We start from the raw sequence: 21,845 nt of genomic DNA, 5'->3' as shown, positions 1-21,845 counted from the left end.
TCTGGACCAAGCATGGCGGCACAACCCAGCGGTCGAGATGAAGGCCGGGCATCAGTTCGGTGACTGCATCGCTTTCTGCAGTGCTTCGAGCGCCCGGCTGGCGGTTGACTTAACGGTACCTTTCGAAATCCCGGCGGCCTCCGAGATTTCGGCCTCACTCAGCCCACCGTAGTAACGGAGGACCAAAACCTCGCGCTGGCGAGGGGGCAGTTTGGACAAAGCGCTCACAACGGCCTGATGTTCACTCGACAGCATGGCGAGGCTTTCGGCCGAACGCGCGTTGACGGCGTGCGGCGCGACGTACTCGCGCGCGGTCTTGCGGCGGCGCAGCACGCTGCGTGAGCCGTTGACCACGGCGGTGCGCAGGTATCCGACGGCCGCGGCGGCGTCGCGCAGGCGCCCCCAGTTGCGGTGCAGCCCGGTGAAGGCCTCCTGGACGACGTCTTCGGCGGTCGCCGGTTCGTCCACGAGCAGGATGGCCAGCCGGACGAGCCGCATCCGGTGCTGGCGATAGAGATCCTCAAGGGTCAGCGGTGCCGCAGGCGGCGGTGGCGTGACCGGTCCGTCCATGGTGCGCAAGTGGCCGAGGGTCGCCTCGACACTGCGTTCCGCATTGCCCTCGAGCATGTACCCCTACCTGTTCATTTACCCCTTTGAAGCACAACCTGTGCGTGGCGCTCGATCAGCGTATCGGGTGGGGCGTGACTCCTGCCTGGTCGGATCCTGAGAAGCTGGGAGGCGTCTGTCGGAACGACCTTGGAGATGTCGATGGCCTGGTTCCTGGTGGAGATCACGTACGTGCAGGAGAAGCTGGCGGACGTGCGTCCCCGGCACCGGAAGTTCCTCACCGACCTCGCCGACCAGGGCGTCGTCGCGCTCGGCGGCCCGCTGGGCGACGGCTCCGGTGGCATCTCGATGTACCAGGCGGCCGACGAGGCGGCGTTGATGGAGATCATCGACCAGGACCCGTACCACCTCGAAGGGGTCGTGGCGAAGCGGACCGTGCGCGAGTTCAAGCCGGTGATCGGCGCCTGGGTCCCCAAGGAAGACTGACAACTCAGAGATCGAGGGTGACCGGCTCGCGTTCGACGCAGACCCGGACGCGGTCGCCGGTCACCGTCGGCAGTTCGCACGTCCCGCAAAACCCCTGGCGGCACGAATAAGCGATACCGGGCACGGTCTCGCGCAGGACGTCGAGCGTCGACCGGTCGGCGGGCACGTCCAGGGTCACGCCGCTGCGCGCGAGTTCGACGCGGAACGGCTTGCCGCCGACGATCGGCGGCGTCGAGAACCGTTCGAAGAACACGGGTCCCGAGTCGCGCAGTGCCGCGTCCGTGCGGACGTTCATGATCATCGGAACCGGGCCGCAGCAGTAGATCGGGGCACTCTTCGGTGCCCCTTCGAGCAATTCCTCGCCCGACGCGGGGATCCCGTAGTCCGTGTCCGGCCGGATCCAAACGCGGTCGCCGAATTCGGACAATTCCTCCAAGAACGGCATCGAGGCCTCGTCGCGACCGGTGTAGACCAGTCGCCAATCCGCTCCGGAAGCGGCTGCCTGCCGCACCATCGGCAGGATCGGCGTGATCCCGATTCCGCCCGCGATGAACAGATACGCCGGGCTCTCGACGAACGGGAAGGCGTTGCGCGGGCCGCGCCCGGTGATCCGCGCACCCTTCTTCAGCGCGTGCATCGCCGTCGATCCCTCGCCGAGCAAGCGGACTCCGACGCGGTAGGCCGAGCGGTCGTCCGGATCGCCGCACAGGGAGTACTGCCGGACCAGACCCGGTCGCGGCGAGAGATCGATGTGCGCGCCGGGCCGCCACCGGGGCAGCGGCTCGCCGCGTTCGTGCACCAGCCGCAGGACGGCGACGCCGTCCGCCTGGGCGCGGAGGTCGTCGACGACCAGCGGGAGGTCACGGTCGACGGCGACCACAGGCGGACGGCGACGGCCGCTCACCCCGCTGAGCCTGCGGTAGAGCGCGACGACACCGGTCAGCGACGCCATCGCGCGGTCGGTGCGCCCGCTGCCGTCGAGCCGCAGCGGCCTGGTCATCGGGGTTCGTCGGCGGCCAGCGCGGCCGGAGAGCTCGCGAGGTACGCGACGGCCTGATCCGTGTTGCCGGTTTCGGTGGGGTGATAGGACTTCCGGAAGTACGGCCGGATCTCGCGCCGCAACTGCCTGCCCGACGGCAGCAGCCCGAGCTTCGCGACGCGCAGATAGGTCCGGAAACTCGTCTTGCCCGGCCGGGTCGGGTCGTTCTTCATGAGGAACCTGGTGCCCCGCAAGAAGACCCACGCGAGTACCGGCGTCACCACGAGCATGCTGCGCACGCGGCGCGCGTACCGGCCGTCGAGGTGCATGAACAGATCGAACGCGACCGAGCGGTGCTCGACCTCTTCGGCGCCGTGCCAGCGCAGGAGATCCAGCATCGTCGGATCGGCGCCGGCCTTGTCGAGCGCTTCGGCGTCGAGGATCCACTGGCCGAGGAACGCCGTGTAGTGCTCGATCGCGGCGATGACGGCGAGCCGTTCGATCAACCATTCTTCGCGCCGTTTGGCGGAAAGCTCACGGTCGCCGAGCAGACGGCGGAACATCCACTCCATCTGCGCGATGTACGGCCGCACGTGGACGCCCGCGGCTTCGAGGTGTTCGGCCGCGCTGTCGTGCGCCTCGGCGTGCATGGCCTCCTGGCCGATGAAGCCGAGGACGTCCTCCTTGAGCCGCTCGTCGCGGATCAGCGGCACGGCCTGCTTGAACACCTCGACGAACCAGCGTTCGCCCTCCGGCAGCGCCAGGTGCAGCACGTTGATCGTGTGCGTCGCCTGCGGTTCGCCGGGGATCCAGTGCATCGGCAGCGACGCCCAGTCGAACTCGACGTCGCGAGCGTGCAGGACGATCTGCTCGTGGTCGGTCACGACGACCTCCCGCTGAGTTCGTAGTCGCTCGCGTCGACCTTGCGGGTGTCGAGCCAGTAGCGCCAGGTGAAGCCCGGCCAGATCGTGCGGTTGACGCCCTTCGCGTCGAGGTACCAGCTCTTGCAGCCGCCCTGGGTCCACACACCCTTGACGAGCTTGTCCTGGATCTCGCGCTGGAACTTCTCCTGCACGCCGGGGCGGACGTCGAGCGCGGCGGCGCCCCGCGAGTCGGCGAGTTTGATCGCGTCGACGACGTACCGCGCCTGCGACTCGATCATGAAGACCACGGAGTTGTGGCCCAGCGCGGTGTTCGGGCCGAGGAGGAAGAACAGGTTGGGGAAACCGGCGACGTTGATGCCCTTGTGCGTGTGCATCCCCTCGGTCGCCCATTCCTTGGCGAGGTCGCGGCCGTCGATCCCGGTGATGTCGAGGTATTCCAAGGCATCCGTGACCTTGAAGCCGGTGCCGTAGATGATCGCGTCGACCTCGTGCTCGATACCGTTCCCGTCGACGACGCTGTGCGCCTTGACCTCGCGCACGCCTTCGGTGTTGACGTCCACATTGGACCGATTGATCGCCGGGTAGTAGTCGTTGGAGATCAGCACCCGCTTGCAGCCCATGGTGTAGTCCGGGGTGACCTTCTTGCGCAGCTTCGGATCCTTGATGGCCTTGCCGATGTGGCGCTTCGCGATCACCTCGCCGGCCTTCATGATCGCGGGGTGACCGTTGAAGCCGACGGCGCGCACCTCGAGGAACCAGTACAGCGCGTTGCGGTAAAGCCGTTGCACGCCGGGGATCCGGCGGAACGCGGTCTTGGTCCAGCCGGGCATCGCGTGGTCGGGTTTCGGCATGATCCACGGCGGCGTCCGCTGGAACAGCGTCAGCTCGTCGACCTCGGGGGCGATCTTCGGGACGAACTGGATCGCGCTCGCGCCGGTGCCGACCACGGCGACCTTCTTGCCGCGCAGGTCGTACTCGTGGTTCCACTGCGCCGAATGCCAGGTCTGGCCCTTGAACTTCTCGATCCCGGGCAGCGTGGGCACCTGCGGGATGTGCAGGCCGCCGACGCCGGAGACCAGGAACTGGGCCTCGAACTCACCCGACTTGGTGTGCACGTGCCAGCGGCGTGCGGTGTCGTCCCAGGTGGCACCGGTGAGCTCGACCCCGAAGCGGATCTTGCGCCGCAGCCGGTACTTGTCGGTGACGTCCTTCAGGTACTGGAAGATCTCCGGGGCGGGTGAGAACGACCGCGACCAGTCCGGGTTCTGCTCGTACGAGAACGAGTACATGTGGGACTGCACGTCGCAGGCGCAGCCGGGGTACGAGTTGTCGCGCCACGTACCGCCGACTTCGTCCGCCTTCTCCAGGATCACGTAGTCGGAGATCCCGGCCTTTTCGAGCTGGATGGCCTGGCCGAGCCCGGAGAATCCGGTGCCCACGATCACGACCTTGAATCGCTCGGTCATCTGCGCCCTCCACGTCGAGGCTTTCTTGCGCGGATGACGTTACCTGAAGTAACAGTTACTTGCTAGTACTACCTACCCGTCAGTACGTGCCGCCGAGTTTCGTGTGGTCCCAGCTGACGATCTTGGTGGGCCGGAAAATCAGCCCGATCCGCTTCGGGGCCTGCTTGCCGATGAAGCCGGACAGCTCGTCGGGCACCGGGTCCCCGGGCTTCGCGCCCGCGTACCGCTGCATGAGGCTGATACCCATCTGGGTGACCACGGCCGTGTCGGTGATGACCTCGACGTCGGCTTCGAGGGAGACCCCGCGCAGCTTCTCGTAGCTCTCGCCGTCCTCGATGAGCACGGTGGCGCGGGGGTCTCGCTCCAGGTTCTTCGCCTTCTGGGACGTGCCGTAGGTCCAGGTCGCGACGCTGGACTCGTGCGGGTAGTACCAGAGCGGCGCCAGATGCGGGCGGCCGTTCGGGCCGATCGTCGCGACGTTGATGACCTTCTGCTCGTCGAGGTAGGCGGCGAGTTCGTCAGGTGACATGCGGATCTGGTCGCGACGGGACATACGTCAGCCCTTTCGTGTGGCGGCCCGGCCTGCCTGGCCGGTCACTGAAGATTCGTACGCCCCGCGCTCCTTGATGTCCATGAGCGCGGCGGCGTCGGCCTTCTTGATCCGGCCCTTCGCGCCGATCTCGATGATCGGCGGCAGGAACGCGCGGATCAGCTTCAGGCCGCCGACCCAGCGGGGCACGTGCACGGTGCGGGCGCGTTTGTTGACCCCGGCCTGGAGGTGGTCGAGCGCGACGGACAGCGGGTAGGTCTTGCCGAGCAGGCCGGGCATGCCGGCGCGGAGCTTGCCGAAGACCGGGTGCTGGTCGGCGCTCTCGACGAGGTCGGTGCGGATCCAGGTCGGGTGCGCGACGCCGACCTTCACGCCGAGGTGGGCGACTTCGGCGCGGAAGCTGTTGCAGAACGCCTCGACGCCTGCCTTCGCGGCGGCGTAGTTCGCCATGCCGGGCGCGTGGGTGATCGCGGCCAGCGAGGAGATCGCGAGCAGGTAGCCCTTGCGGTCGATGACATGCGGAAGGGTGACGCGGAAGGTGCGCCAAACGCCCAGGAGGTCGACCTCGATGACCTTTTCGAAGGCGGCGGGATCCACCGACCGGACGAAACCGGAGGTCGCGATGCCGGCGTTCGCGATGACGATGTCGATCCCGCCGAAGTGCTCGACGACGCCCGCGGTGGCGCGTTCGAGGTCTTCCCAGCTGGTGACGTCGGCTTCCCACGCGTGCGCGCTGGGGCCGATCTTGTCGGCGACCGCCTGCTGTTCCTTGGCTTCGATGCCGACCAAGGCGACCTTCGCGCCCTGCGCGGCCAGGCGCTCGGCGAGCCCCGCGCCGATGCCCCTCGCGGCGCCGGTGATCAGGACGACCTTGCCGTTCACGCTGTTCTTGGCCACGTTGCCTCCTCGTCCGAGCCCTAAGGCTTTCGGACGGTACCCCAACCTACCCGGAGTAAGCTACCCGCAAGTAAGTCCGCGTTTCGTCCTCTGAATGCGGTAGTTCGTGGTGCCAACTACCGCATTCAGAGGACGAAACGCGAGGGTCGTCAGCTTCCGGAGGCGGCGGTGAGGGTGTCGACCTCCTCGGTGGTCAGCGTGAGGTCGGCCGCGGGCAGGAGGTCGTTCAGCTGCTCGACCGAGCGGGCGCTCGCGATGGGCGCGGTGACGGTCGGCTGCGCGAACAGCCACGCGAGCGAAACGGCCGCGACCGGGACGCCGCGGGAGGCCGCGACCTCGTCGAGCGCCGCGAGTACCCGCTCGCCCCGTTCGTCCAAATAGGACGAAGCGCGAGCGGCGCGCGGGCTGTCCCCGAGGTCGTCCTTCGAGCGGTACTTCCCGGCGAGGAAACCCTTGGCCAGCGAGAAATACGGCAGGACGGTCAGGCCTTCGCGCTCGACCGTCGGCGCCAGATCCTGCTCGTAGTCCCGCTCGACGAGGTTGTAGTGCGGCTGCAGCGCGACGTACTTCGCCAGCCCTTCGCGGTCCGAAATGGACAGTGCTTCGCTCAGTCGTTCGGCGGAGTAGTTAGACGCCGCGACGTAGCGCACCTTGCCCGCGCGCACGAGCGCGTCGAAGGCCCGCACCGTCTCCTCGACCGGCGTGTCCGGATCGTCGAGGTGCGCGTAGTAGAGGTCGATGTGATCGGTACGGAGGCGTCGCAGCGAGTCTTCGGCCGCCGCCGCGATGTTCGCCGCCGACAGCCCCTTGCGCTGCTCCCACATACCGGTCTTGGTCGCGATGACGACGTCGTCACGGCGGCCGCGCTTGGCCAGCCAGTCGCCGATGATCGTCTCGGAACCGCCTTGGGAGTACAGGTCGGCGGTGTCGATGAAGTTGCCGCCCGCCGCCGTGTAGGCGTCGAGGACGGCGAAGGACTGTTCCTCGTCCGCGGTCCAGCCGAAGACGTTGCCGCCGAGGTTGATCCCACGGACGTCGAGGTCGGTGTTCCCGAGTTTCGCCATGGTTCGAACATAAGGGAAGACATCGCCCGCCCGCGGTGTTGGCTCGGAACATGGGAATCGAACTCGGCAGGATCGGCATCTGGCAGCACGAATCCGTCTTCACCCCGGAGATCGCCCGTGAGCTGGAGGAACTCGGCTACGGCGCGATCTGGCTGGGCGGCTCACCGGACGGCGACCTCGTGAAGGCGGAGGAGCTGCTCGACGCCACGAAGACGATCAAGGTGGCCACCGGCATCGTCAACATCTGGAAAGACGACGCGGTCACGGTCGCCGAGTCGTACAAGCGCATCGAGGCGAAGCACCCGGGCCGGTTCCTGCTCGGGATCGGGGCCGGGCACCGCGAGCACACCGCCGAGTTCAAGAAGCCGTACACGGCGCTGGTCGAGTACCTCGACGCGCTCGACGACGCCGGGGTGCCGGTCGAAGGCCGCGTTCTCGCCGCTCTCGGCCCGAAGGTGATCAAGCTCGCAGGAGACCGCACGGCGGGAGCCCACCCGTACCTGATGACGCCCGAGCACACCCGCCAGGCGCGGGAGATCCTCGGCGAAGGACCGCTGCTCGCGCCCGAGCAAAAGGTCGTCCTCGAGGCCGACCCGGCGAAGGCCCGCGAGATCGGGCGGCCGGGTGTCCAGTTCTACCTGAGCCTCGTCAACTACACGAACTCCCTGCGGAAACTCGGTTTCACCGACGAAGACCTGGCGGGCGAGGGCAGCGACAAACTGGTCGACGCGCTGGCCGTCCACGGCGACGCCGAGACGGTCGCCCGCGGCGTCACCGCGCATATCGAAGCCGGGGCGGACCACGTCAACATCCAGGTACTGAACCAAGACCCCCTGCCGGTCTACCGGGCGCTCGCCGCGGTCCTCCTCTGACGCGACGGCTGTAGGCACCTCCCGGCCGACCTCGTACGATGCGGCCGAGAGGTGCACCAGCCTGCTTCGAGGAGGAGTAAACGATGCCCATCGCCACCCCCGAGGTCTACGCGGAGATGCTCGACCGGGCGAAGGCGAACGAATTCGCCTACCCGGCCATCAACGTGACCTCGTCGGAGACCCTGAACGCCGCCATCCGCGGGTTCGCCGAGGCGGAGAGCGACGGGATCATCCAGTTCTCCACCGGCGGCGCGGAGTTCGCGTCCGGCCAGAAGGTCAAGGACATGGTGACCGGTTCGGTCGCGCTCGCCGAGTTCGCCCAGGTCGTCGCCGCCAAGTACGACGTGAACGTCGCGCTGCACACCGACCACTGCCCCAAGGACAAGCTCGACGGCTTCGTCCGCCCGCTGATCGAGATCTCGGCGGAGCGGGTCAAGAACGGCCAGAACCCGCTGTTCCAGAGCCACATGTGGGACGGTTCCGCGATCGACCTCGACGAGAACCTCGAGATCGCGCAGGAGCTGCTCGCCAAGGCAGCGGCCGCGAACATCATCCTCGAGGTCGAGATCGGCGTCGTCGGCGGCGAGGAAGACGGCGTCGAAGCCGAGATCAACGAGAAGCTCTACACCGCCGAGGGCGACTTCCTGAAGACGATCGACGCGCTCGGCTCCGGCGAGAACGGCCGCTACCTGCTGGCCGCGACCTTCGGCAACGTGCACGGCGTCTACAAGCCCGGCAACGTGAAGCTGCGCCCGGACGTGCTCAAGGGCGGCCAGGAGGCGGCGTCGAAGAAGCTCGGCCTCCCGGCGGGTTCGAAGCCGTTCGAGCTGGTCTTCCACGGCGGTTCCGGCTCGCTGCCGGAGGAGATCCGCGAGGCGGTGTCCTACGGCGTCGTGAAGATGAACGTCGACACCGACACGCAGTACGCCTTCACCCGGCCCATCGCGGACCACTTCTTCAAGAACTACGACGGCGTCCTGAAGATCGACGGCGAGGTCGGCAACAAGAAGGTCTACGACCCGCGTAGCTACCTGAAGGCCGCCGAGGCCGGCATGGCCGCGCGCATCGTCGAGGCCGCCCAGTCGCTGGGCTCCGCCGGCAAGAAGCTCTGACCCTCCCGCATTTAGTCCTCTGAATGCGGAAGTACATGAAGGCCCCCTTCCTTGCGCTAGACGCAAGGAAGGGGGCCTTCATGTACTCGGAGCGTGGCTGAGGCCAGCGGTTTCATGATCAGCAAAATGTCGGTCACTTGCGCTGTGGAATGTTGGTTCACCTGGTCGTGAAATGTCGGTCGAGGGTACTGTGAGATGTACACGACCTCCGGCATTTCGAGGAGCTATGGCCGAATCGGACCTGGTACGGGCCAGTTGCGCCGTCGCCGAGGAGTACCTGGCGAGCTTTCGTATCGTGATCCTCAACGGCCCGCGTCAGGCCGGTAAGACGACCATGCTCAGGCATCTGCACCGGCGTCACGGTGGTACCTCCTTCAACCTCGACGACGAGCAGCTTCTGCAAGCGGCCATCGAGGACCCCGTCGGATTCGCCGGTACCGGCCCGGAGCCCAGGCTCATCGATGAGGTGCAACGGGCAGGGGACCCGCTGATCAGAGCGATCAAGGCGGAGGTCGACGCGGAGAGCGGGCCAGGACGCTACGTCCTGGCCGGGTCCACCAGGTTCCTGGCGACTCCCAGCCTTTCGGAGTCCCTGGCGGGACGGGGCGTCGTCGTCGATGTGTGGCCGTTTTCGCAGGGGGAGTTCGAGGGACGGTTCGAGCGGTTCATCGATGTCGCTTTCGACGAACCCGGCCGTTTGCTCGGCCTCGGTCCCGCGAACGTCGATCGCGCGGACTACTTCGCGCGGATCTGTCGCGGAGGTTTTCCCGAACCCGCGCTTCTCGGCGGCGCGCGTGCGCGTAAGGCCTGGTTCCGTGCCTACGTGCAGGCCATCGCGGAGCGCGACATCCGGGAGATGTCCAGGGTCAATGAACCCAGCGCGATGACGGCCTTGCTGGCCTACCTGGCCTCCATCACAGCGCAAGAGCACAACAGCGTGAACACGTCGACCAGGACAGGCCTTCACCGCACCACGGTGAACAAGTACGTCGAGTTGCTCGAAGCGGTGTTCCTGGTCCACCGGCTCCCGGCGTGGTCGCGAAATCTGACGTCCCGGGCGGTGAAACACGCCAAACTGCACCTCACCGACACGGGCCTCGCCGCTTCTTTGCTGGGCGTGTCACCGGAATCCCTGGCGAAGCCCGTGGCGCCGACCCGTGGCCCCCTTGTCGAGACCTTCATCGTCAATGAACTGGCCAAGCAAGCGACGTGGAGCGAAGCGGAGGTCCGGCTCCACCACTGGCGAGTGAGCGGTGGCGCGGAGGTCGACGTGGTCATGGAACGGGACGACGGGCAGGTTGTCGGCGTCGAAGCGAAGGCGCGAGACACCGTGACCGCGGCGGATTTCCGCGGCCTCGCCCAGTTGAGAGACCTTCTCGGTGATCAGTTCACGCAAGGAATCGTCTTGCACACGGGGAGCCAGGGCGCCATCAGCTTCGGTGATCGGCTGATGGCGCTCCCGCTCGATTCCTTGTGGCGGGCCGGGCACGATCCGGCTACGTGAGACTCAGGCGGCGCGTGCGCGACGCTTCTCCAGCACCGAGTTCATCGCCCGCGTCCCCGGTCCGGCGGCGGCCCACAGCACGCCGACCCCGACCAGGCAGACCGCGGCCGTCCAGTAGGCCACCGGCGGCGCCGACTCCGTGTGCGCGTCGCCGAGGATCCACGGCCGGAACTGCGACTGCACCCACAGCATCCCGTAGCCGAAAGCGGTCACCAGCAGCGCGCCCGCGCCCGCCGTCAGCATCGGATGCCCCCGCCCGATGCGGAACGCCAGGTCGACGGCGAGGCCGACGGCCAGCAGATAGAACGGCACGACCGAGACCGGGAAACCCATCCCGAGCAGCAGCGGCCACATCACCAGCCGGTACGCGAGGTACGCGGCGGCGACCGTCGTGCCCGCCCAGCGGAAGCCGGTCGTGTGCCGCGCCAGCGCGAAGATCAGCGCCATCACGCCGATGCCCCACAGCGGGTACACCCAGTCGTCGATCGGCATCGTGAAGTACTCGACGGCCACCCGGTCGACCGGATGCCCGATCTGGTTGGCGGCGAAGTTCAGCAACTCGGGCTCGGCCTCGGGCGTGCCGCGTTCCCAGGCACGCAGGCCGAGGATGCCGTACTCCTGCTGACCGTTCGGGAAGAACGTGTTCTCGAGGAAGAAGGCCCACAGTCCGATCAGGACACCGGTGCGCAGGCGGCCGGGTTTGGCGTACTTGAGCCAGCCCATGATCACGCCGGCCTGCATGATGCCCGTTCCGATGTAGAGCATCATGTGCGACGGGCTCCACGCGGTCAGGTCGAGACCGTTGACGCGGTGGTTGATGACGTCCAGCGGCGCCGCGATGAGGAACACCACGAGCCCGATCTGCATCAGCCGCAGCGAACGCCGGTCGGCACCCATGCCGGTGTAACTGTGGATCGCCACCAGCACCATGATGATCACCGTGCCGACGGTGTTGATCAGATGCGGCGGGGCGAGGTCGTCACGCAGCCACATGAAATGCCACGACATGTCCCAGGACGAGCCCACCAGTTTGAAGGCGAACGCGGCCAGCCACATCGAGTAGCAGAAGTTCAGCACCCAGTCCGGCGTCGCCTGTCCCGGCGCGCCGCGGTGCCAATGGAGTTTGAAGAACAGCCTCGTCTTCGCGATCGGGCTGCGGGGGATGACACCCGGCGAAAGGTCCCCGGTCACTTCTGTCGCCTTTGTCATGCGGGTCATCTTCCCTGCTCCAGATCACGGGATGGGCATTTGGGGTCGAAAATCGGGGTTCACCCGTAGGGGTGGTGGATTTGCGACCGGCGTGCGAAACAGGGCAAGGTGTGCCGCCATGATGCCGAAACGACTCGTCGCGGCGGTCCTCGTCGCCGCTCTGGTGCTGGCCGGTGGGGGCATTCTCGGGAGCCTGTTCTTCTAGTCACAGCGCTGCTGATCGCGCGCTGACGAAAGCTCGCCGAAGGGGCGCCGTTCTCCGGCGATGGTCGCGTGCTCCGAGATGCGCCCCTTCATCGAACTTTCGTGGCCTTCGGCCGACAAAGGGCGCGCGATGTGAAGTCTCCGTCGGGCGCGGGGCGCCCTTGGGGAGACGGGTCGGCACAATGGCCCGTATGACGAACCTCCTCGGCCCCCAGCCGACGCATCTCCCCGAGCACACCGCCGCGCAGGCGGCGCTGGACGCCGGGACCGATCCGGCCGCCGTCGCCGCCGAGCACCCCGACTACAGCGAGGCGTGGGCCGCCCTCGCCGAGAAGGCGCTCGACGCGGGCGAGACCGTCGCCGCGTACGCGTACGCCCGCACCGGTTACCACCGCGGCCTCGACCAGCTTCGCCGCGCGGGCTGGAAGGGACACGGGCCGGTGCCGTGGTCGCACCGCCCGAACCAGGGTTTCCTGCGTTCGCTCGCCGTCCTCGGCAAGGCCGCCGGCAAGATCGGCGAGACCGAGGAGTACGACCGCTGCAGGACCTTCCTGAGTGACTCGGACCCCGCCGCCGCGGAAGCCACCGGCCTCAAGTAGCGCGCTATGAAAGGTCCTTTCCTTGCAAATTTTGCAAGGAAAGGACCTTTCATGGCACTAGAACAGGCCGCAGTTCCCGAAGGCCGGCAGCCCCGCGAAGCGTCCCTCAAGCCAAGCGAAGGCCTCCGGGAACGCCCGGATCGCCCCGCCGACGTGCGTCGGAACCAGCGAAGTCGAGAACTGCACCTTCGCACCCTTCGCGCACCACGAGCGCGCCATGGTCCGCCCCTGCGCGTAGGGGACGATGTCGTCGAGAGCACTGTGGACGACCAGCGTCGGCGCGCCCGGCTTACGCGCACCGATGAGCTGCTCGCCGACTCGCGTCTTGTACGGCTCTTCGCCGAGGTAAGCCGTCAGCGGCCTGCCGTCCTTCGTCAGGTCCTTCGACTGCGTGAACGCGTGCGCGAAGATCGCGTCCACAGTGCACTCCTGCTTGACCTTCTCGAACGCTTCGGCGCCCTTCGCGTTCAGCAGGGACGGGATGTTCAGCTCCGGGTACGCCGCGTCCATGCTGACCATCGTGAAGCCGAGGAACCCGAACGCGTAGTGCCCGTCGATGTTCTTGCCGACTTCGGCCAGGTCGGCCGGGACGGCGCCCGCGTACGAGCCCTTCAGCTTGAGTTCGGGCGCGTACGACGGCTGCAGTTCGGCGGCCGACGCCGACGCCCCGCCGCCCTGCGAGTAGCCCGCGGTCGCGACCGGGCCGTTGTCCGGCAGATTCGCTTCGGGCAGGCGCTGCGCCGCGCGGATCGAGTCGAGGACGGCGTTGCCCTCGGCGACGCGGTTGACGTACGTGTGGACGCCGGGAGTGCCGAGGCCTTCGTAGTCGGTGACGACGACGCCGTAGCCGCGAAGCAGCAGCCCGGCGATGAAGGGGCCTTCGTACTCCATGCCCGCCGAGAGGGCTTTCGACGGCGCGCACTGGTCGCCGACGCCCTGCGTCCCGGCCGCGTAGCCGATGACCGGCCGCTCGCCCGCGCCGGTCCACGCCTTCTTCGGGGTGAGGACGGTGCCGGTCACGGCGTTGGCCCGGCCGTGGGTGTCGGTGCTGCGGTACATGATGCGCTGGACGTCCGCGTCGGCCTTGATGAGTTTCACGGGATCGACGTAGAAGGTGGACGGCTCGTGCCGGATGATGTCGCCGGGAGCACCCGCGGGCAGTGGCGACGGGGGATCGTAGAAGGACGGGGCGGCGCCGGCCTGCTGTGCCCCGAAGGTCAGCAGGGCCGCGATGGTGGCCGCTGAGACGGCGGCGGACACACCGCGCCGGGATCCTGGACGCATGCTTGCTCCTCGTTGAGCACAAACATTTTCGACAGACGTGTCGAAAAAGAGAGTCAGTGAGGTGGCGCACAATGTCAAGTCCGGCGCCGCGAGGGAGACCCCGCAAACTCCCGATCGGCGAGCAACGCGCGCGGGTGCTGGGTTCGGCCGCCGGCGTCTTCGCGGTGCACGGCGCGCAGGCCGCGACGATCGAGCAGATCGCCCGGCGCGCGGGGGTGTCCCGCCAGGCCGTCTACGAGCAGTTCGGCGACCGCACGACGTTGTTCGCCCAGGTCGTGGCCGACATCGAGGAACGCGCCTTCGAGGCGATCGGCGCGCCCGCCCTCGACCTCTCGCAGCCCGAGCTCCGGTCCTGGGCCCGCGCCAACTACGCCAACATGTTCGCCTTCGTCGCGGCGAATCCCGACGCGTTCCCCGTGCTGCGTGAAGCGGAGCGCATGGGCGACCCGGCCCTCACCCGGCTTCGGGAACGGCTCGCGACCGTCTACACCGAGGCGAGCCGTCAGCGCTGGGCACGCCACGGCGTCGACTCCGGCCGCGCGGACAAGGCGCTGGTCACGCTGTTCTTCGCGATGACCGAGGCGCTCGTCCAGGCGAGCTGGGACGGTGAGCCGCCCGACGCGGACGCGCTCATCGACCTGCTCACCGAATTCACCGTCGGCGGCGTCGTCCGTCTCCGGACCGCGGCCGCCGACGTGATGGAAAGACTGCGTTAGGCCGCGACGGCCTCCATGGCTTCTTCGGTGACCGACGCCAGATCCGGTGACGAGACGACGCGGTTACGGCCGTTGCGTTTGGCCGCGTAGACGGAGGCGTCGGCCGAGGCCATGACCTCGTCGATCGTCCGGCCGTCGAGCGGGAACGTCGCGACGCCGACCGACGCCGTCCGCTGCTCGATGACCACGGCGTTGCCCTCGTTGTCCTGGGTCTTGATGACCATTTCGCTGATCCGCTGCCGGATCCGCTCGGCGACCGCGACGGACTCCTGCTTCGAAGACGAGGTCAGGAGTACGACGAACTCCTCACCGCCGAAGCGGCCGGCGAGGTCCTGCGTCCGCGTTTCGGCCTTGACCAGCGCCGCGACACCCTTGAGGACATCGTCGCCCGCCAGGTGGCCGTACGTGTCGTTGATGCTCTTGAAGTGGTCGAGGTCGATCATCAGCGCGCCGAACTGGCCGTTCTCACGCTCGGCGCGGGAGACCTCGCGGACGGCGCCCTGCTGCCAGGTCGTGGCGTTGAGCAGCTGGGTCTTCTGGTCGGTGGTGGCGAGCTCCTCCAGCTGCTTGATCAGCACGGAACGCTGCAGCAGGTACAGCGGCAGGAAGACGAGCAGCACGAGTACCGGCTGATGCGGCAGGACGGCGAGCACGAGCGCGCCGATGCAGACCGTCGAGGCTTCGAGGATGTTGTCGTCCCAGGAGCCGAGGAGCGTCTGGACGGTCGCCTTCTTGGGAGCCGCGAAGTACAGGCCGGTGCCGGTGAAGACGGCGTTCATCAGGAAGAAGGCGAGGCTCGCGGCGCAGATCGACGTCACCGACGCCGTGTCGGCGCCGACGATCTGCACGGCCGCCCAGGCGGCGAACGCGGTCAGCGTCATCGATGTGGCGTTCGCCACAGTTCGATGGGGGTTGACCGTGCGGAGGCCCGCCCAGCTGCGGTATCCGAGGTGAAGATAGATCACGGTTACGAGAAGCGCGGTCAACTGCGGCGGAAGCAGGATCGCGCCCGGCAGGACCCAGACCGAGGTCATGTTGATATGCGGGGTGACGCTCATGCTGCGCCGCTGGCGCTCGATCCGGCGGGTCGCCTCGGTATGCGCGATGGCGAGCCCCGCGAGCAGGGAACACAGCAGGACCTGCGAAGACGTGATGGCGATGGATGCGGCGAAGACCCCCGTCAGTGCCAGCATCGTCGCGACGGACAGCCCGGTGTAGGCGATCCAGTGTTTAGGCCTCTTCCACAGCTCCCACGTCGCTACCGTGAGAGCCGAACGATGTCCAGCGCGTTCCTCCGATGTGATCATCTTTCCCCCTGACTCTTGCGTCATTCTCCGAAACCCCCTACTTACGGACAGCTTCTACCGACTTGCGGGCTGTCGACAAGCTCCCTAGGTGTGTACTTTTCTCTGAGAGGTCGAGGGAAAGGTGCCAGCGATGGCCGGTAGGGATCAGTGAACTGGGGCGCGCGCCAGACGTCCGCGCGATCGGGCCGGCGCGTGGAACAGCTCAATGTTCTGCGCGTGCGGCGTCTTTTTCCTGCCACCGTTCCGGGTCGCGGCTGAGGGTCCGGAACCAGCTCAACGCGAGCGGGACGGTCAGAATCAATCCCGCAAGGCCGAAGACGCCGACGGTCGACTGAGGGCCGACCTGGTCCGCCAGGATGCCGCCGATCAGGGGACTCACCCCCATCGTCGTGGTCAATCCGGTGTTCGACAGCCCCATCACCTGTGCCCGGCTCTCGTCCGGCACGGCCAGCGTCAGCGACGCGGTCGCCTGCATCAGCGCCACCGTGCCGAAGCCGCCGCAGAGCACGAACAGCACGATCGACGACAGCGGTCCCGGCTGCAGGAAGCACAGCAGCAGCGGGAGCGCGGTCAACGCCGAAAGCGGCCCGATCAGTTTCGGTCTGACGTGTGCCGGCACCCACCGTGAGTAGATGAACGCCCCGATCACGCTGCCGATCGGGTCGGCGGCCAGCAACAGGCCGATGACCTCGGGGCCGCCGCCCGACGAGGCGACGTAGGGCGCCGCGATGCCCTCGTACACCGGCAGCAGGCCCATCAGCCAGGTGAACAGCAGCAACGAGCGCAACCCGGCGCTGGCGAAGACGATCTTGCCGCCCGAACCGATCGACGCGAAGAACGACTTGCGCTTCTCCCCGGACGCCGCGGCCGGCCGCGATTTCAGCCCGAACCGGACGAACAGCGCCGAGATCACGAAGGTGACCGCGTCCAGCGCGAGGGCGATATGGGGTTCGAGCGCGGTCAGCAGGAGCCCGCCGCCGGCGAAGCCCGCCAGCTGTGCCGATTGGACGGTCATGCTGCGGATCGCCATGCCGACGACGAACCGGTCGCCTTCGAGGATCTGCGGCAGCAGGGCCAGCTGGGCCGCCTTGAACGGCGGGTTCAGCAGCGAGACGCCGCCGACGAGGACGCACAGGACCCAGAACGGCAGTACCGGCACCGCGACCAGCGCGATCAGCAAGGCCCGTAAGAGGTCGACGACCACCATGACGGTCCGCCGGGGGAACCGGTCCGCGAAGCCGGTGAGGAAGATGCCGCCGAGCAGCGAAGGGGCGTAGGTCAGCGCGTAGGTGAGACCGGTCAGGGTCGCGGAGCGGGTTTCGGTGAAGACGAGGACGGACAGGGCGACCCTGGCGAGTTGATCACCGAAGATCGAAAACAGTTCGGCGAACCAGAGCGAACGGAACTCGGCTACACCGAACACCTCTCGGTAAGTGACCCGTCCGGCCGAAGCCATGTTGCCCCCAATAGGGTCCTTATTACGCGAGAAACTCGTGACCGAGAGTAACGCGGTCACGAGCTCGTCACGAAGCGTCATTCGTTCACGTAAGTGTCTCCTGACTGTTGGTGATTGGCTAGGTTCTTTCGCCGGGTTTCTGGAGTTGGAGATCTTTTTCGTGGACGAACGGCCGTTCGCGAAGATGTCCCGGTGACCGGTATCGCGGTCCAGGCCAGCGCTTTTGGGTTGTTTCGGGCTTTTCGCCGGGAAACAGCGGCAAGGACGGTGTCACCCGGGGCGGGGATGCCGCGTCGCGACGGTGGTCCGCGGGTGGCCTCCGACGCGCCTGTGGGCGAACGGGTTTCGACTCCGCTCCGCGACGACCGGGGCAATCGACGGCAGCCGGCGTCGTGCGCCGAATGGATGATGCCGACCGCCATCCGGTCGAGTGAACGGCTCAGCCGTCGACGGCGAGTACCTCGCGCGCCGAAGCCGCCTTCGCCGCGTCGCGTTTGGCGACCTCTTCGCGCACGATCGGGATGACGTGACGGCCGAAGTCGATCGTGTCGCCGAGCATGTCGTAGCCGCGGGCGGAGAGGATGTCGACGCCGAGGTCGTAGTAGTCGAGCAGGGCCTGCGCGACGGTTTCGGGCGTGCCGACCAGGGCGTTGGAGTTGCCCGCGCCGCCGGTCGCGGCCGCCGTCGGGGTCCACAGCGCCCGGTCGAACCGCTCGCCCTCGGCGGCGACCGCGAGGAGCCGCTGGGAGCCGGTGTTCTCCGGGTTCGTGAGCGAATGCCGCCGAGTCAGCTGCTGACCGCCGCTCGTCCGGGCCTTGATCGCGTCGACCGTCCGATGCGCCTTCTCCCAGGCGAGCTCCTCGGTCGGCGCGATGATCGGGCGGAAGGCGACCTGGATGCGCGGGACGTCGGTCCGCCCGGCGGCCTTCGCCGCGGCCTTGACGGACTCGATCTGCTCGGCCGTTTGCGCGAGGGGCTCGCCCCAGAGACAGAAGATGTCCGCTTCGGCCCCGCCAGCCGCGTACGCCGCCGGTGACGAGCCACCGAACGAGACGTCAGGGCGTGGCTGCTGCACAGGCCGGACGTCGAGAACGAAGTCGGCGAAGCGGTAGTGCTCGCCTTCGTGGTCGAAGGGCTCTTCGGACGTCCAAGCCCGCTTCACGATCTGGATGTACTCGCGCGTTCGTGAGTAGCGCTCGTCCTTCGTGAGGTAGTCGCCTTCGCGCTGTTGCTCGTGATCGCTGCCGCCGGTGATGAAGTGGACCGTGAGCTTCCCGTCCGAGAGCTGGTCCAGCGTGGCGAACGTCTTCGCCGCGAAGGTCGGGTACGAGACGTTCGGCCGGTGCGCCAGCAGGATCTGGAGCTTGTCGAGCTTCGCCGCGACGTACGCGGCCGCCTGCGCCGGGTCCGGCCCGCTGGAGCCGTACGCGAACAGCACCCGGTCCCAGCCGAATTCCTCGTGTGCCCGCGCGAGCCGCAGTGTGTAGTCCTTGTCGAAGACGCCACCCGATCGCGGATGTGTCTCCGAACCGTCGTTGGTGCCTCCGATACCCAGGAATTCGACCGGCATCGTCCGTCCCTCTCGTCCGTGTCCCCCTGTTCGACGAGTACGCGCCGGTTCCTCGCCGTGGCAACGGGTTCCGCTCCTTGAGAACCCGCACACGGCCCGGAATCCCGGCGTAGCTTCGGCTTCGTGACCACCGCGGACCTTCCCTACGTACTCGCGGTGGTCGGCGCCGGTCCACGCGGGGTGGGCGTGCTCGAACGGCTCGGCGCCAACGCCGCCGAGCTCCTCGGCGGGCGGCGGCTGGTGGTGCATCTCGTCGATCCCTTCCCAGCCGGGGCCGGGCGGGTCTGGCGTTACGAGCAGTCGCCGTTGCTGCGGATGAACTCCATGCCCGAGGACGTCACCGTGTTCACCGACGACACCGTGGAGATCGACGGGCCGATCCGCCCCGGGCCTTCGCTGATCGAGTGGGCCCGGCTGGTTCGCGAGGGCGCGCTCGACGCGGAAGTCGACGAAAGCCTGCGCGCCGAACTCGAGGCGCTGCAAAGCGATCATTTCCCGACTCGACGGTTGCAGAGCGCGTACCTCGCCTGGTTCCACCGCGAGGTCCGCGCCGGGCTCCCGCCCGAAATCGAGGTCGTCGAGCACCGGACCCGTGCGGTGCGGCTGGAGGACGGCGATCCGCAGTCGCTTTGGTTGGAGGACCGGGCGGAACCCCTCGCCGTGGACGCGGTCCTGTTCACCGTCGGGCATCTCGACGCCGAACCGGACGAGCGCGAAACCGCACTGGCCGACTTCGCCGCCCGGCACGACCTCGCCTACTATCCGGCCGGCTACACCGCCGACGTCGACTACTCGGCGATCGGGCCGGGGGAAACGGTGCTGGTGCGCGGATTCGGCCTCGCGTTCGTCGATCTGATGCTGCTGCTGACCGAAGGCCGCGGCGGCCGGTTCGAAGAGCAGGCGTGCGGCGGGCTGAAATACCACCCCAGCGGCGCCGAGCCCGTAGTGCACGTCGGTTCGCGCCGTGGCGTGCCGTACCACTCGAAGATCGGCTACCGGCTGCGCGGGAAACCCTTGCGGTTGCCCAAATTCTTCGATTCCTACGCGATCGGGAAGCTCTGCGCGGTACCCGGCCGGATCGACTTCCGCCGCGACGTCTGGCCACTGATCTCGAAGGAGATCGCGTGGGCCTACTACAGCGAACTGTTCACCGCCCACCCCGAGCGGGTGCGGATGGATTTCGCGGTCTTCGCCGACGCTTTCGCGGACGCCGCGCCCGGCGAGCTCGACGCGCTGGTGGCACGGGCGGTTCCGGCGCCGGACGATCGGCTCGATCTCGGCAGGCTCGACCGGCCGATGGCGGGGGCCGAGTTCGGCACCGCCGAGGAGTACGGCAAGGAGCTGCGCGAGTACATCGAAGCGGACTTGAGCCGCCGGGCGGACCCCGAGTACAGCGCGGATCTGGGCGCGTTCATGGCGCTGCTTTCCGTGATGGGGCAGCTTCCGGCGCTGGTGCAGACCGGACGGCTCGACGCGGCGTCACAACTGTCCGATTTGGACGGTTGGTTCCTCGGTTTCTTCTCGTACTTCGCCAGCGGGCCGCCGCCGCGACGGCTCGAAGAACTGCTCGCGCTCCAGGAAGCGGGTCTCGTTTCCTTCTTGGGTGCCGAAATGCGGGTGTCGGCCGACGAGGAGCGCAAGGCCTTCGTAGCTTCGGGTGCGAGCTTCCCCGGTGAGACCGAGGCGCGAACCCTTGTCGAGGCGCGGCTTCCCGAGCCGAGCGTCTCCAGGGCGTCCGATGTCCTTTTGCGACAGTTGCGCGACAGCGGTGCGCTCGGCGAGGAAGCCGTCCTCGACCCGGTCACCGGCGACAGGCTGCTCGCCGGCCGTATCCACACCCGCGTCTCCGACGGCCGGATGCTCGACGGCGAGGGCCGCCCGCATCCGCGCCGGTTCGCGCTCGGGCCGCATACGTCGGCGCGGTCGGCAGGGGCGTTCACCCGGCCGAGGACCAACGCGCTCCCGTTCCGGCAGAACGACGTCGTCGCGCGGGAGATCTTGCGGTTGGTCACTTAACGAGCGGCGAACTCCTCCAGCCGCCGGACGACCTCCGACGGCGCGGGCATGGCGGCGATCTCGTGACGGGCCCTCGCCGCCACCTCGCGCACGCGGGCGTCGTCGAGGAGGGTCTTGGCCCTCTCCTCGACGGCGTCCGCGGTCACCTCGTCGCCGATCAGCGCCCGTCCGGCGTTGGCCGTCTCCAGCATTTCCGCGTTGACGAACTGGTCCGCGCCCTGCGGCAGCACCAGTTGCGGCAGGCCGGCCGAAAGCGCGCCGAGTACGGTCCCGGTTCCGCCGTGGTGCACCACCAGATCCGCGCGCGGAAGGACTTCGGACTGCGGCACGAAACCGGTCACGTGGACGTTCGGCGGCAGGTCGCCGAACTCGCCGGGGTCACCGGGACCGCGGGCGACCAGTACGTCCACCGGCAGCCGCGCGAGGCCGTCGATCGCCGAACGCAGCACGCCGGTGGCGCCGAAGGCCACGGTGCCCAGCGTCAGGTAGACGAGGGGCCGGTCGCGTCCGTCGAGCCACGACGGTACCGTGCCCGGCTCGTTCCACGGCACCGGGCGGAGCCGGAAGACCGTCGGCAGCGCGGTCAGTTCCGGGTCGCGGACGAGGTCCGGCCACACGTCGATCGCGGCGTCGCCCAGCATCAGGTTGGCGGGCGGATGCCCGTCCCACAGCGGGGCGAACCGGTGCGCCGCGGCGGCCATCAGCTCGGCGGGCATCGAGCGGCCGATCACTTGGGACACCACCGCGATCCCGGCCCGGCGGGCGGCCGCCGACGCGCCGACGTCGCTCATCTCGTAGACGACCAGATCCGGCCGGAGCGTGGGGAGCAGCGGGGTCAGGTCGGCGATCGTCGCCTGCGGCAGGATGTCGGCGAAGGCGGTGAAGATGGCCTCGAGCGCGTCCCCTTCGGCCTGGTCGACGGCGTCCTGGATCGAGATCCCGACCTTGTGCGCGTCGAAACCGAGCCCGCGGACCTTGTCCACGAACGCTTCGCCGGTCCCGAAGAGCACCTCGTGCCCGGCTGCGCGGGCGGCGATCGCCAAGGGCATCAACGGGTACAGGTGGCCGTAGGCGGGGCGGCACGTGAAGAGGATGCGCACCTT

20 protein-coding genes are annotated in these 21,845 nt (G+C 68.0%); 7 read left to right on the top strand and 13 right to left on the bottom strand.

The genetic code is table 11. From position 1 onward, the window contains the following. Positions 1–51: 51 nt before the first annotated feature. A complete protein-coding gene (locus tag AJAP_RS40425; protein WP_007032484.1) occupies positions 52–627 on the bottom strand; it encodes a SigE family RNA polymerase sigma factor in 576 nt (191 codons plus the stop codon). Between the two features lie 141 nt (positions 628–768). Here AJAP_RS40425 and AJAP_RS40420 point away from each other — a divergent pair, with 141 nt between their 5' ends. After that, a complete protein-coding gene (locus AJAP_RS40420) occupies positions 769–1,053 on the top strand; it encodes a YciI family protein (RefSeq protein WP_038524807.1) in 285 nt (94 codons plus the stop codon). Between the two features lie 4 nt (positions 1,054–1,057). Here AJAP_RS40420 and AJAP_RS40415 read toward each other — a convergent pair whose 3' ends face one another. The 6 genes from AJAP_RS40415 to AJAP_RS40390 all read right to left on the bottom strand — a co-directional run bounded on the left by AJAP_RS40415 (position 1,058) and on the right by AJAP_RS40390 (position 6,893). Then, a complete protein-coding gene (locus tag AJAP_RS40415) occupies positions 1,058–2,053 on the bottom strand; it encodes a PDR/VanB family oxidoreductase (RefSeq protein WP_038521549.1) in 996 nt (331 codons plus the stop codon). Further along, a complete protein-coding gene (locus tag AJAP_RS40410; RefSeq protein WP_038521546.1) occupies positions 2,050–2,916 on the bottom strand; it encodes a metal-dependent hydrolase in 867 nt (288 codons plus the stop codon). Before AJAP_RS40410 ends, AJAP_RS40415 begins: the two co-directional genes overlap by 4 nt. Continuing rightward, positions 2,913–4,382, bottom strand: a complete 1,470-nt coding sequence (locus AJAP_RS40405; RefSeq protein ID WP_038521544.1) for a flavin-containing monooxygenase — start codon at positions 4,380–4,382, stop codon at positions 2,913–2,915. Before AJAP_RS40405 ends, AJAP_RS40410 begins: the two co-directional genes overlap by 4 nt. A 79-nt stretch (positions 4,383–4,461) precedes the next feature. Beyond that, complete coding sequence (locus AJAP_RS40400) at positions 4,462–4,935, bottom strand: pyridoxamine 5'-phosphate oxidase family protein (protein ID WP_038521541.1); 474 nt, start codon at positions 4,933–4,935, stop codon at positions 4,462–4,464. A 3-nt stretch (positions 4,936–4,938) separates the two neighbouring features. Continuing rightward, positions 4,939–5,829: an SDR family oxidoreductase gene (locus AJAP_RS40395; protein WP_038521539.1), complete on the bottom strand. Its 891-nt coding sequence runs from the start codon at positions 5,827–5,829 to the stop codon at positions 4,939–4,941. 149 nt (positions 5,830–5,978) lie between these two features. Next, a complete protein-coding gene (locus AJAP_RS40390) occupies positions 5,979–6,893 on the bottom strand; it encodes an aldo/keto reductase (RefSeq protein ID WP_038521537.1) in 915 nt (304 codons plus the stop codon). A gap of 50 nt (positions 6,894–6,943) precedes the next feature. Between AJAP_RS40390 and AJAP_RS40385 the strand changes: the two genes are divergently transcribed. The 3 genes from AJAP_RS40385 to AJAP_RS40375 all read left to right on the top strand — a co-directional run bounded on the left by AJAP_RS40385 (position 6,944) and on the right by AJAP_RS40375 (position 10,381). Then, positions 6,944–7,765, top strand: a complete 822-nt coding sequence (locus AJAP_RS40385) for an LLM class F420-dependent oxidoreductase (protein WP_038521533.1) — start codon at positions 6,944–6,946, stop codon at positions 7,763–7,765. A gap of 83 nt (positions 7,766–7,848) precedes the next feature. Beyond that, a complete protein-coding gene (gene fbaA, locus AJAP_RS40380) occupies positions 7,849–8,877 on the top strand; it encodes a class II fructose-bisphosphate aldolase (RefSeq protein ID WP_038521530.1) in 1,029 nt (342 codons plus the stop codon). A gap of 226 nt (positions 8,878–9,103) precedes the next feature. Next, the gene (locus AJAP_RS40375) at positions 9,104–10,381 is read left to right on the top strand and encodes an ATP-binding protein (protein WP_073845803.1); all 1,278 of its coding nucleotides are present in this window, start codon (positions 9,104–9,106) and stop codon (positions 10,379–10,381) included. A 3-nt stretch (positions 10,382–10,384) separates the two neighbouring features. Here the strand turns inward: AJAP_RS40375 and AJAP_RS40370 are convergent, their stop codons facing one another. After that, the gene (locus tag AJAP_RS40370; RefSeq protein WP_037334584.1) at positions 10,385–11,590 is read right to left on the bottom strand and encodes a hypothetical protein; all 1,206 of its coding nucleotides are present in this window, start codon (positions 11,588–11,590) and stop codon (positions 10,385–10,387) included. Between the two features lie 395 nt (positions 11,591–11,985). On the opposite strand from AJAP_RS40370, the gene AJAP_RS40365 reads away from it, so the two are divergent. Continuing rightward, on the top strand, positions 11,986–12,393 hold the full coding sequence (locus AJAP_RS40365) for a DUF3151 domain-containing protein (protein WP_038521526.1): 408 nt from the start codon (positions 11,986–11,988) through the stop codon (positions 12,391–12,393). A 57-nt stretch (positions 12,394–12,450) separates the two neighbouring features. Here the strand turns inward: AJAP_RS40365 and AJAP_RS40360 are convergent, their stop codons facing one another. Then, complete coding sequence (locus AJAP_RS40360) at positions 12,451–13,677, bottom strand: lipase family protein (RefSeq protein ID WP_037334588.1); 1,227 nt, start codon at positions 13,675–13,677, stop codon at positions 12,451–12,453. Positions 13,678–13,811: 134 nt separating this feature from the next. On the opposite strand from AJAP_RS40360, the gene AJAP_RS40355 reads away from it, so the two are divergent. Continuing rightward, complete coding sequence (locus AJAP_RS40355; protein WP_081975716.1) at positions 13,812–14,393, top strand: TetR/AcrR family transcriptional regulator; 582 nt, start codon at positions 13,812–13,814, stop codon at positions 14,391–14,393. Here AJAP_RS40355 and AJAP_RS40350 read toward each other — a convergent pair. From AJAP_RS40350 to AJAP_RS40340, 3 genes are all read right to left on the bottom strand, one after another. After that, positions 14,390–15,700 carry a GGDEF domain-containing protein gene (locus tag AJAP_RS40350; RefSeq protein WP_037334592.1) on the bottom strand — a complete coding sequence of 437 codons (1,311 nt, stop codon included), beginning with the start codon at positions 15,698–15,700 and terminating at the stop codon, positions 14,390–14,392. The two genes, AJAP_RS40355 and AJAP_RS40350, sit on opposite strands and share 4 nt — an antisense overlap. Positions 15,701–15,902: 202 nt before the next feature. Beyond that, entirely contained in the window at positions 15,903–17,156 is a 1,254-nt protein-coding gene (locus AJAP_RS40345; protein ID WP_037334593.1) for an MFS transporter, read from the bottom strand. A 439-nt stretch (positions 17,157–17,595) separates the two neighbouring features. Further along, on the bottom strand, positions 17,596–18,726 hold the full coding sequence (locus tag AJAP_RS40340) for an LLM class flavin-dependent oxidoreductase (RefSeq protein WP_038521523.1): 1,131 nt from the start codon (positions 18,724–18,726) through the stop codon (positions 17,596–17,598). A 123-nt stretch (positions 18,727–18,849) separates the two neighbouring features. Here AJAP_RS40340 and AJAP_RS40335 point away from each other — a divergent pair, with 123 nt between their 5' ends. Next, positions 18,850–20,742 (top strand): FAD/NAD(P)-binding protein, encoded by a 1,893-nt coding sequence (locus tag AJAP_RS40335; protein WP_038521520.1) that lies wholly within the window; start codon positions 18,850–18,852, stop codon positions 20,740–20,742. Here the strand turns inward: AJAP_RS40335 and AJAP_RS40330 are convergent. Then, a complete protein-coding gene (locus AJAP_RS40330) occupies positions 20,739–21,842 on the bottom strand; it encodes a glycosyltransferase (RefSeq protein ID WP_038521518.1) in 1,104 nt (367 codons plus the stop codon). The two genes, AJAP_RS40335 and AJAP_RS40330, sit on opposite strands and share 4 nt — an antisense overlap. Between the last annotated feature and the right edge of the window lie 3 nt (positions 21,843–21,845).

The sequence above is a fragment of the Amycolatopsis japonica genome, assembly GCF_000732925.1.
GTDB classification, from domain to species: Bacteria; Actinomycetota; Actinomycetes; order Mycobacteriales; family Pseudonocardiaceae; genus Amycolatopsis; species Amycolatopsis japonica.
This window is presented reverse-complemented; position numbering and strand designations above follow the sequence as displayed.